The following is a 9,408-nucleotide window of genomic DNA, read 5'->3' as shown; positions in this document are numbered from 1 at the left end:
CAGAATCCCGTGACATCCTTCACGGCGGCTTGCGCGGTACCATAGACATCGCTTTGCTGCCGAGAATCGGTCGGCAACAGCAGGATAATGATCATGAGCCAAAAAGCTGTTCGGATGAGAAACATGGGCGTGCCCCTTTTACTCGGGGGGATTTCAAACCGTCTTCATTCCCCCACCGTGAGCATAACTATAAACTGCCGAAAATTAAGAGAGTTTCTCTCTTCCCAGGAGGAATCGAAGCAAGACTGTCTCAAATTCCAGGAGGAATCGAAGCAAGACTGTCTCAAATTTTAGGCTCTTTATTTAGTCCATTTTCGGTTTTTTGCGGTCCCAAGGGTATTCCCCGGTTGCTCAACGATGCGCAGGGCCGGAGGGGCAGACCTAAGTCTTACTTCTCAAGCCTCGATTTTATGCTTCCTTAAGTCAGCCCCCTCACACTCGCGGCAATCAACCGGGATGAAGCGGCATTTGTCGCTCGTGAGATGCGCGTGATCTGCAGTGAGAGTATCCGTGGGCTTCGGGCCTATTTCAGCTCGCTCGTCCACGTTTCGGCGCGCAACGACGGTGTCGAGGCTTCGCGCCAGCAGTCCTTCCTTGCCACGCATCTCCTCGGCGGCGTTGCCGCGCTCTGCATTTTTCCAATATATCTCGTTCTGGTCGGTAAGCCGTCGTTCTTGGGGGCGATTGCCTTTCTCTGGTTTCTCAGCCCTATCGGGGTCGCGGTTTATCTGTCCGGAACAGGAAACCTGTCTCGCGCTCACCTGAGTTCGGCGGCAAGTCTGGCTGGCCTTGTCACCTATGCAGCATGGCTTACCGGCGGCATCTCTTCGTTCCTTCTGCCCTGGATGGTCGTCGTTCCGCTGGAAGCGGGTCTCTCGACGGATCGCCGGATCATCGCCGGGGCCGCCGGCCTTGCGGCACTCGGTCTTGCCATCCTCGTTGCCGGTCAAGCGCTAGGTTATGTGGCGGCGCCGGAAGCGGCACCGGTATCACCGCTTTTGCTCGGCTTTATCGGCGGTTTCTCTGCGGTGGCCTATGCCGCGGGCCTCGCACTGACGATGCAGCTCGTCCATATGAGTACCGAGGATGCCGTGCAGGTCGGGGAGGCGCGCTATCGGCTCCTTGCCGAGAATGCGTCGGACATGATCACGCGCCATGACGAAAGGGGGCGGGTGCTGTTCGCGTCTCTTGGCGCGCAGCAAATCTTCGGCGAGGCTGCAACGAAGCTTCACGGCGATGGTCTGTTCGAGCGCGTGCACGTGGCAGATCGACCGGCTTACCTCACCGCGCTGTCGCGTTGCTATGCCTGCAACGAACCGATGTCGGTCGAGTTCAGAGCGCGCCGATCGGCTGCCGGCGAGCCCCGATATCTATGGTTGGAGCTGCGTTGCCGCCCCATGAATGCCGATCTGCCGTCTGCCGGCACCACATTGCGGCCTGGGATCGTCGCCGTAACCAGGGACATTTCCGCACACAAACTGGCCGAAGCAGAGTTATTGCGCGCGCGCGATGAAGCAGAGAGTGCAAGCTGCGCCAAGACGCAGTTCCTGGCCAATATGAGCCACGAACTGCGAACGCCGCTCAACGCCGTGATCGGGTTCTCTGAGATCCTCAACCGCGAAATGTTCGGATCGCTCGGCGAGGAGCGCTATCGCGACTACGCGCGCCTGATCCACGAAAGCGGAGAGCATCTCCTCAATGTCGTGAACGACGTGCTCGACATGTCGAAGATCGAAGCCGGCAAGTTCAAGATCGTGAAGGAGCCTTTCGATGTGGCTTCGCTCGTGAAGTTGTGCACCGAGATCATGCGGCCTGCTGCCGAAAAGCGCTCGGTGACGCTGACACACGAGGTGGCCGCGGGTATTCCGGAACTGCTCGCCGACAAGCGCGCGTGCAAGCAGATGCTGCTGAACATCATCTCCAACGCCATAAAATTTACGGATCCCGGCGGGCGCGTGCGCGTTTCGGCGCGCGCGGTAGTCGGCGGCGTGCAGCTCAGCGTGGCAGACAATGGGATCGGGATTTCGGAGGGCGATTTGCCCAAACTTGGCAGCCCCTTCGTGCAGGCGGATAATTCATATGATCGAAGTTATGACGGGGCGGGCTTGGGACTTTCGGTGGTCAAGGGTCTTGCGCGGCTTCATGGCGGAGGCCTGGCCATCGAAAGCACGTTGGGCCGCGGGACCACTGTAACGATCACGTTGCCGATGGATGCCGTTGCCGAATCGCATGAGGCCACGATGCGGCCACCGGCCGCCTCGGCCGCTTAATGGCTCATTGGGGCGCTCCCTTTTAAGCGTTTAACGACTCTTTAGGTTCGCGGGCCAAGATTAGACGGGTGCGGGGGCAGCTTTAGGGTGCGGCCACCGCCGGGATACCTTAAAGGTCGTTTGTGAGCGATGGGCGTGGCAGTGGCGCGGTTAGTGTTTCTCGGCTTCTTCGGCCTCACCGGCCTCATTATCTATAACGCGCTTTACCTCCAGGATCTGCGGGGCAGCGCTCATGCGCCGTCGCCTTCTGTCCAACCGTCCGTAACGGCGTCCGCTCCTGCCTATGCTCCGATCATTGTCGCTCCGGTGAGAACCGACTTGCCGCCGAGCTCGATGGAGAATGTGGCCCAAGACCAACTCGCCAAAGCGGTGCAGCGGGAACTAACAGCTCTAGGCTATGTCGTCGGCCGTTCCGACGGTACGCTTGACCGGGCCACCCGCGAGGCAATCTCAAGCTATCAGAAGTCGCATGGTCTCCCCGTGACCGCGACGCCTTCCGATGACTTGCTGCGCCATATTCTCCTCGGCGACAGCGTTGCGCAGAACTCAAGTACGGGGTCTGTCGATACTGCCTCAGGCGGCAACGGCGGAAGCGGAGACAGATCAGTGAAGACCGTGCAAAAGGTCCTCGCGGACCTAGGTTATGCGCCGGGTCCGATCGATGGCGCCATGGGCGGCGCCACGAAGAGCGCGATCACGGCTTTCCAGCGCGATCGAAAAATCGACCAGACGGGGCGCATCGGACCGCAACTCCTGGCCGAGATCAAGCGCGTCACCGGACAGGATTTAGCTCAAGCCGTCGCGCACTAGAAGCTGCAACGGCACGGCGTCCCATGCGTGTCAAAAGCGAATTGTGGGTGCGGGCATATTTGCGCCGCTGTCAGTCCGTAGGCGTTCCCGTGGTCATCTCGCACAGGGGAGACGCGGACGCTGGCGCAATCTTCGTCTGCGTCAATCAACTGAATGGGACGAAGCTGCTGTACCGGCCGGTGCCGGCGGGGATGGCAGGCACCGAGACCGAGCGTCAGTGGGAAGCCGCCTTCGATGCAAAGGCCGTTAGCACCGAGGAGCTCGATCGCTATCTTGTTCAAGCAGCGAGCTTCGACTCCGATGTGTGGATCATCGAGCTTGAAGACAGGGCCGGGCGCCACTTTCTAGGAGACGACTTGGCAGAGTGAGCGTGAGATCAGCGAGAGTTAGGGCTTCGTTAACGTTACCGGCTCCTTAATTATCCAGTCGCGATGTGCGGCGCGAGGGGAGACTGACAATGGCTACGATCCTTCAATTCCGGGGCGGCGAAGTTTTCGCGGCACGGGCCAGGCCTGCGGAAGGTCCGCTTGGCCAGATCATTATTTTTCCGGGGGTGCGGATCGAGCGCCGCTCAGTCGATGGCCTTGCAGGTCAGCCTCGCGCGCCGGTTTTGCGTAAGCGGAGCCAACGAAGCCGGAAGAAGAAGGCGTAAGTTCGGGACTATCTGACTTTGGGGCCGCAATAGGTGGCCTGCAGCGACTCCTCGGCGCGCTTTGCATGGCTTGGCCCCGCCAAGGGCGCGCGTATCATCGCGATGCCCTCGGTGAGCGGCGAGTTGACCACCACGACATCGTCCGCCTCCTCAGGCGCATCGACACCCGCCTCGGCAACGGCTTGATCGGCCCGCGCGATGATCAGATCGATCTGCGACCGCCGCATATCCGCTCCCGCAACGGTATAAAAATTGTCGCCGGTTGGGGTGTAGAAAGCGATCATCCAAAGATCGTCTGGGACCGCGGCGCGCAGACGCACCGGGCCTGTGGTTAGGTCAAAGCGGCAGAACGCGTAGCGCACATCAGGCGCCATCATCGGCATAACCTGCTCGCCCGGCTTTGAAGCGGGAATTTGAATCATGGTGTTGGGGGGGCCCAGCGGCACCAGCCTGGCCCAAGCATCTTTCGGTGCGAGCGCGGGTAGGGCCAGCACGGCGACGATATGGATCAGGCCCGCGAGCACGATCGCGAGCAGGACGAAGAGACCGGGGATTCTTACTCGCATGCCTTGCGCTCGATTTTCGGCAGTTTGTCCAAAGCAATAAATCCGGTTCCCGATGCATCGGTATCGCGTGGCCCGTAGATACGCAGAACCAATTTCAGATTTTGCTCAGGTCCACTCCCGCTCGGCAGCCAGTTCTCAGGTCGCGCACGCTTCGCCACGTTGATGCGATAGGTGCCATCGGAATGACGGATGGCTTCCTCGCTGTTGAAGCTGTAGCGTCCCGACGGATTTTTGATCAGCCCGCCATTCTCGTCGTAAAGCGCCAACGACCACCAGCGCGCATTCAACGGCGCGCCTTCGATGGAATACTCGCACGCGGACGTGAGCGGGTCGCCGGCGGCATCGGTATCGGCATGGAAGTAGCGCGCCATCGTCGACGTCAAAGGTAGTCTGCCGCTGCTTGCAAGATGTGCCTTTGTATACAGGTCGGCATTTGGATTGCCCTCACTCATCCAGCTGACCCATGGGCCTGCCTGCGTCGTCGTGAGGGGCGATCCGTGCTCGATCATGTAACGCGCGGAGCCGATGCCAAGAACCAGTGCCAACAAAAATGCGACCAGCACATAGGCGAGCGTCCGCATCGACGGGCCGCTCTCTATGCGTAGCCGCAGGCCTGGCAACGCAGGCGCAAGAGGGTGAATGGCCGAAAGGTCCGTCAAACGAGATCGCATCTTCGCACCGGCGCTGAACGCGGGCTCCGCTTAAGGTATGGGAGGGGCAGCATTACCGGATCCAACGCTCGGGTCCGATGGTGGCGGCGGACCCGGCAATTCGGCGGAGGGAGGGGTGCTTCCGTTGGACGCCGAGGCGAGGTTTGGCGTGACGGCGATGGCCGGGGCCTCGGCGCGGCCAGGTCGCGGCGCTTGGCTCGGGGTGAGCTCGCGGGCGTCCTTCAGCAGATCGGCAATGCTCTGCAAGATCTGCCGCGTTGCGGGGGACATGTCCTTGACGCTCTCCGCGGGCGCCGCCGGGGCGGGACCGATGTCTGAACCAAGGTTCTGTGTCATCGCCGCCATCCGCTCCTGCTCGGCCATCTGCAGCGGATGGAGCGGCAGTCCCGGGATCGGGGGAATGTTGTCGGTGTCGTGCGCCTGTACCATGAAGGTATGCCAAGTCTGGGCGGGGAAGCTGCCGCCGGTCACGCGCGCCATCGGCGTGAAGTCGTCGTTGCCAAGCCAGACGCCAACAACGTACTGGCCTGTGAAGCCCAAGAACCACGCATCCCGGTAGGCCGAGCTCGTGCCCGTCTTGCCGACAGAGTTCGTGTAGTCGAGCTGTGCCGCCTTGCCGGTTCCTTCGGTCACGACGGCCTGCAACATGGTGTTGAGGGTCTCCACGACTTCGCGCTTGAAAATCTGCTTGCGCGGCGGCTCGTCGCGATCGCGGTTATAGACCGTCTCTCCGCCGAGAGTGCGGATCTCCTCGACAGCATACGGCCGAACATCCAATCCGCCCGATGCAAAGACCGCATAAGCACCCGTGTGTTGCAGCGGTGTCATGCCGCTGTCGCCGAGGGCGAGAGAGCAGGTTTTTTTCAGGTGGGTGATGCCCATCTTATTGAGGTTGGCGAGCACCTTCTCGCGTCCCACCTGCAGGGAAAGTTTGACGGCGATCGTATTGATCGATTTCGCAAGTGCCGTGCGTAATGTCATGCGGCCGCGGAATCCGCCGGAGTAGTTTTTCGGCGACCACCGGCCGCAACTCACATGGCCGTCGCTGACCACCGAATTCGGTGCGAAGCCGTTCTCCAAAGCCGTCAAATAGACATAAGGTTTGAAGGAGGACCCGGGTTGGCGAAGGGCATGGGAGGCGCGATTAAACTGGCTTTCGCCGTAGTCCAAACCGCCAACCATGGCGCGCACGGCGCCGTCGGTCTCCATCGCGACAAGCGAGCCTTGGTCAAAGTGCCGCGAGCGGCCGTATTGCTTCACAGTTTCCACCAGCGCCTGGTCGCCGGCCTTTTGTAGCCCGATGTCGACCGTGGTGCGGGCGACGACGATGTGCTCCTGCTTTGCCGCCATCAGACGTTGGACCTCTTCAAAGGCCCAATCGAGAAAATAATCCGGGGTGCTGGTATCGGCCCGCTCGACGATCTTGGCCGGGTTCATGCGCGCGCCATAGACCTGACCTTCGCTGTAGTAGCCGGCCTGCACCATGTTGGTGAGCACCTCGTTGGCGCGGGCTCGCGACGCGGCCAGGTTGATATGCGGCGCGTAGCGCGTCGGGGCCTTGAACATGCCTGCCAGCATCGCGGCCTCGGCGAGAGTGATGTCGCGGATGGACTTGCCGAAGTAGAACTGCGCGGCCGCCTCGACGCCATAAGAGCCGCCGCCGAGATAGGCGCGGTCGAAATAGAGCTTGAGAAGCTCGGGCTTGGTGTAGTGCGTTTCTAGATAGACGGCGATGAAAGCTTCTTTGACCTTACGAGACAGGGAGCGCTCAGGCGTCAAGAACATGTTCTTGGCGAGTTGCTGCGTCAGAGAACTGCCACCTTGGACGACATCGTTGGCGCGGGCGTTCTCGGCGATAGCGCGGAACGTGCCCATAATGTCGACGCCGAAATGGTCATAGAAGCGCCGATCCTCCGTGGAGAGGGTGGCCTTGATCATGTGGTCCGGAATCTCTTCGAGTGGGACCGAGTCGTCGCGCAGTAGTCCACGCTTGCCGATCTCGTTGCCGAAGCGATCGAGGAAGGTGACGCTGTATTCGTCGGCGAGATTCATCTTGCCTTGCGCGACCTCAAAGGCGGGAAGCGCGAAGGCGGTGACGACCAGCAGACCGCCGGTGCCGAGCGTAAGTGCCTCGCACAGCACCTCATTTATGGCGCGCGGAAAGCCCTTGACCTCGAAGCGGCCGAAAAAGCTCGAATAGCCGCTCCACCAATCCTTGAAGCGTACGAGGCCGTTATACAGCCCCGAATCGATCCAGGAATCGATGGCGAGCCAATCGATTAACCTGCGCTTGCCTTCACCTTGAAACACGTGCCCCGAACCTTTTTGGGTGCCCACGGACGGGACGGCAAATTACACTTCGATTGAGGCGTTTTATAGGGAAATTGCGTCCGCGTCAGCGCTTTGCGTCTCGGCCTCACAGGCGAGGGGAACTCCCGGCTGAACTCGGCATCTCGTAGCCGCGTTGCCGCATGCAGGCGATGAAGTCCTCTTCCGCCGAACCCTTGCGGAAGCGGGAGAAGATATTCATCACCGAAGCAATGCCCTTCTTCTCGGTTTCCGCCTTGCAGGCGGCCTTGGCGGCCTCGAGAGAGTTGCCTTGCTCGACCGCCTTCTCCGGACGCTGCTCGGCGAGGACGAAGTCGCGCGCCGGCAACTCCGTCCGGCTGCAGCCGGAAAGAGCGATCGCCAGCAGGCAGGCGGCAGCGCCCGCTCTTCGCATTTTCGCCATGACGGAAACGCCCAACGCAACCCCTGGTATCAGTATCGCAGGTGACAGCACGCAGAAGCTAGTCCCCCCGATGCCGGTCCGCACCCGCCGGTCCCCACCCCGCACCGCAAAGACGATTGTGCAACGCGAAAGTTAAGGCCGAACCATGAATGGAGAGGCAGGGCACGATGACGCGGTTGCTTCACGAAGGCGTGAGGCGGGGGAGCGCTGCTCGCCAAGCTATCGCCACGCGTCTAGCATCGTTGCGACTGGTGGAGGACGAGAAGAAGCACTCGCAAAGGAGGCGGCTCAAGATGATTCATCGCATCGTGCGTATTTCACTGCTCGGCGTTGGCGCGCTGGCGCTTGGCGGCTGGACCGCGGCCGAGAACGCGCCGCTGCCCGATTGCAACACGGTTCCGGAGACCGAGCGGGTGGCCTGTCTCACCAAGACGATCGTGAGGCTGCAAGAGAAGGTGACGGAGCTCGAGAAGGAGACGCTGAAGTGGAACGACCGCATCGCGCTCCGCAACGAGGACATGCGGCTCTTCCCACGCTGCCTCGACAACCCCGGGCCGAACTCGCCGGACGTCTCGGCGATCTATGCGACGTCTTGCGCAAAAACGCCCGCGCAGACCTGGATGATTGCAAAGCCGTATGGAAAGGGCCAATAGGAGCGCCTTGAGGTTTGATCAGCCTAAGGGCGCCGATCACCTGGATGTGACCGCAAGTGAAGAGTGAATGCGCGACCCACGGGGTAAGATCGGGGGGTACGCCCTATAGAGGCGTCGCGAAACGAGCCCCCCAAGGAGATCGAACATGTTCAAGACTCTCGCGACTACCGTCACCGCCGCTGCGTTCAGCCTCGCGCTTGCAGCCTCCGCCTTCGCCGCGAGCGGCGAGTACGACAATATGTGCACGCAGGGCTTGGCCATGGGCAAGATGATGGAGACCGACTGCTCGATCAACGGCGATTTTGGCGGCAAGACCTATTGCTTCGGCAGCGACGATGCGAAGACGGAGTTCATGAAGGATCCGGAAGGCAACCTCGCCAAGGCGCAGGCAACCTATTCCAAGCAGAAGGGCTAGGCTTTACGAAAGCCGGCGAACCTGCTTTCGAGGCTTGAGTTTGGAGCGCCGCCGCTTCGGTGACGGCATTTCAAGAGAGGCAACAGGGCCCGCATGTTCGCGGGCCCTTCTTTTTTGTGGCTCGGCAACCGTGTTATCATCCGCCCAAGAAAAATTCAGGCAGGGAGGAGTTGCATGTTCAGGGTCGCCGCGCTGTTTGCGTCCGCTGTCAGCCTCGCTCTTGTGACGGGAATTGCGCCCGAGCCCGCGCGCGCCGCCGAGCTCAAATGCCATACCGCCGACGTGGTGGCGCGGGGCGTGGGCTTCCTGCCGTCGCGGAAGGAATCGGAGCAGGCGGCGAAGAAGGTTTGGCTGGAGAAGGCGACCAAGATCTTCGCGGACGCCACGATCGAGACCGCGAAGGACCCGAAGCTCGGCTGCGCCAAACAGGGGCTCTACACCAACTGCACCATCGCGGCTGTTCCCTGCGGCGCCGTGCCGGCGGCAGAGTGAGCACTCCTCGCGTTTTTGCTCTTCAGAGTGTTTTGATTATCGCCAAAAATCGCTCCTGGCGTTTTTCTCGTTGACCAACGTGCGTAGTCTGCCTCTGAGATGCTTCCAGATAATCTTTGAACGGCTTCGAGATTTTGCGATCCGGTTT

General features: G+C 61.0%; 10 protein-coding genes. 6 read left to right on the top strand and 4 right to left on the bottom strand.

Annotated elements, in window-relative coordinates; translation table 11 throughout:
* Positions 1 to 488 precede the first annotated feature (488 nt).
* From ACR2J1_RS04075 to ACR2J1_RS04065, 3 genes are all read left to right on the top strand, one after another.
* The gene (locus ACR2J1_RS04075) at positions 489 to 2,270 is read left to right on the top strand and encodes a PAS domain-containing sensor histidine kinase (RefSeq protein ID WP_434018071.1); all 1,782 of its coding nucleotides are present in this window, start codon (positions 489 to 491) and stop codon (positions 2,268 to 2,270) included.
* Between the two features lie 141 nt (positions 2,271 to 2,411).
* Entirely contained in the window at positions 2,412 to 3,080 is a 669-nt protein-coding gene (locus ACR2J1_RS04070; protein ID WP_434018070.1) for a peptidoglycan-binding domain-containing protein, read from the top strand.
* A 23-nt stretch (positions 3,081 to 3,103) separates the two neighbouring features.
* A complete protein-coding gene (locus ACR2J1_RS04065) occupies positions 3,104 to 3,448 on the top strand; it encodes a DUF1491 family protein (RefSeq protein WP_434018069.1) in 345 nt (114 codons plus the stop codon).
* Positions 3,449 to 3,740: 292 nt separating this feature from the next.
* Here the strand turns inward: ACR2J1_RS04065 and ACR2J1_RS04060 are convergent, their stop codons facing one another.
* The 4 genes from ACR2J1_RS04060 to ACR2J1_RS04045 all read right to left on the bottom strand — a co-directional run bounded on the left by ACR2J1_RS04060 (position 3,741) and on the right by ACR2J1_RS04045 (position 7,691).
* Positions 3,741 to 4,298, bottom strand: a complete 558-nt coding sequence (locus ACR2J1_RS04060; RefSeq protein ID WP_434018068.1) for a DUF1254 domain-containing protein — start codon at positions 4,296 to 4,298, stop codon at positions 3,741 to 3,743.
* Positions 4,289 to 4,879 carry a DUF1214 domain-containing protein gene (locus tag ACR2J1_RS04055; protein ID WP_434018067.1) on the bottom strand — a complete coding sequence of 197 codons (591 nt, stop codon included), beginning with the start codon at positions 4,877 to 4,879 and terminating at the stop codon, positions 4,289 to 4,291. The genes ACR2J1_RS04060 and ACR2J1_RS04055 overlap by 10 nt, the downstream gene beginning before the upstream one ends.
* 120 nt (positions 4,880 to 4,999) lie before the next feature.
* Positions 5,000 to 7,279: a transglycosylase domain-containing protein gene (locus tag ACR2J1_RS04050; RefSeq protein WP_434018066.1), complete on the bottom strand. Its 2,280-nt coding sequence runs from the start codon at positions 7,277 to 7,279 to the stop codon at positions 5,000 to 5,002.
* A gap of 106 nt (positions 7,280 to 7,385) precedes the next feature.
* Positions 7,386 to 7,691 (bottom strand): hypothetical protein, encoded by a 306-nt coding sequence (locus ACR2J1_RS04045; protein ID WP_434018065.1) that lies wholly within the window; start codon positions 7,689 to 7,691, stop codon positions 7,386 to 7,388.
* A gap of 302 nt (positions 7,692 to 7,993) precedes the next feature.
* Here ACR2J1_RS04045 and ACR2J1_RS04040 point away from each other — a divergent pair, with 302 nt between their 5' ends.
* The 3 genes from ACR2J1_RS04040 to ACR2J1_RS04030 all read left to right on the top strand — a co-directional run bounded on the left by ACR2J1_RS04040 (position 7,994) and on the right by ACR2J1_RS04030 (position 9,260).
* Positions 7,994 to 8,353 (top strand): hypothetical protein, encoded by a 360-nt coding sequence (locus ACR2J1_RS04040; RefSeq protein ID WP_434018064.1) that lies wholly within the window; start codon positions 7,994 to 7,996, stop codon positions 8,351 to 8,353.
* Between the two features lie 145 nt (positions 8,354 to 8,498).
* On the top strand, positions 8,499 to 8,768 hold the full coding sequence (locus ACR2J1_RS04035) for a hypothetical protein (RefSeq protein ID WP_434018063.1): 270 nt from the start codon (positions 8,499 to 8,501) through the stop codon (positions 8,766 to 8,768).
* Positions 8,769 to 8,942: 174 nt separating this feature from the next.
* On the top strand, positions 8,943 to 9,260 hold the full coding sequence (locus ACR2J1_RS04030) for a hypothetical protein (RefSeq protein WP_434018062.1): 318 nt from the start codon (positions 8,943 to 8,945) through the stop codon (positions 9,258 to 9,260).
* Positions 9,261 to 9,408 lie beyond the last annotated feature (148 nt).

This window comes from Methyloceanibacter sp., from assembly GCF_050999895.1.
GTDB lineage: Bacteria > Pseudomonadota > Alphaproteobacteria > Rhizobiales > Methyloligellaceae > Methyloceanibacter.
Note: the sequence above shows the minus strand (reverse complement) of the source record. Positions and strands in the feature narration are given on the sequence as shown.

Bases quoted from the DNA above. Each gene is read 5' to 3' on its own strand.
- ACR2J1_RS04055 (WP_434018067.1), bottom strand. From the start codon at position 4,879: ATGCGGACGCTCGCCTATGTGCTGGTCGCATTTTTGTTGGCACTGGTT.
- ACR2J1_RS04045 (WP_434018065.1), bottom strand. From the start codon at position 7,691: ATGCGAAGAGCGGGCGCTGCCGCCTGCCTGCTGGCGATCGCTCTTTCC.
- ACR2J1_RS04065 (WP_434018069.1), top strand. From the start codon at position 3,104: ATGCGTGTCAAAAGCGAATTGTGGGTGCGGGCATATTTGCGCCGCTGT.
- ACR2J1_RS04030 (WP_434018062.1), top strand. From the start codon at position 8,943: ATGTTCAGGGTCGCCGCGCTGTTTGCGTCCGCTGTCAGCCTCGCTCTT.
- ACR2J1_RS04060 (WP_434018068.1), bottom strand. From the start codon at position 4,298: ATGCGAGTAAGAATCCCCGGTCTCTTCGTCCTGCTCGCGATCGTGCTC.
- ACR2J1_RS04035 (WP_434018063.1), top strand. From the start codon at position 8,499: ATGTTCAAGACTCTCGCGACTACCGTCACCGCCGCTGCGTTCAGCCTC.
- ACR2J1_RS04040 (WP_434018064.1), top strand. From the start codon at position 7,994: ATGATTCATCGCATCGTGCGTATTTCACTGCTCGGCGTTGGCGCGCTG.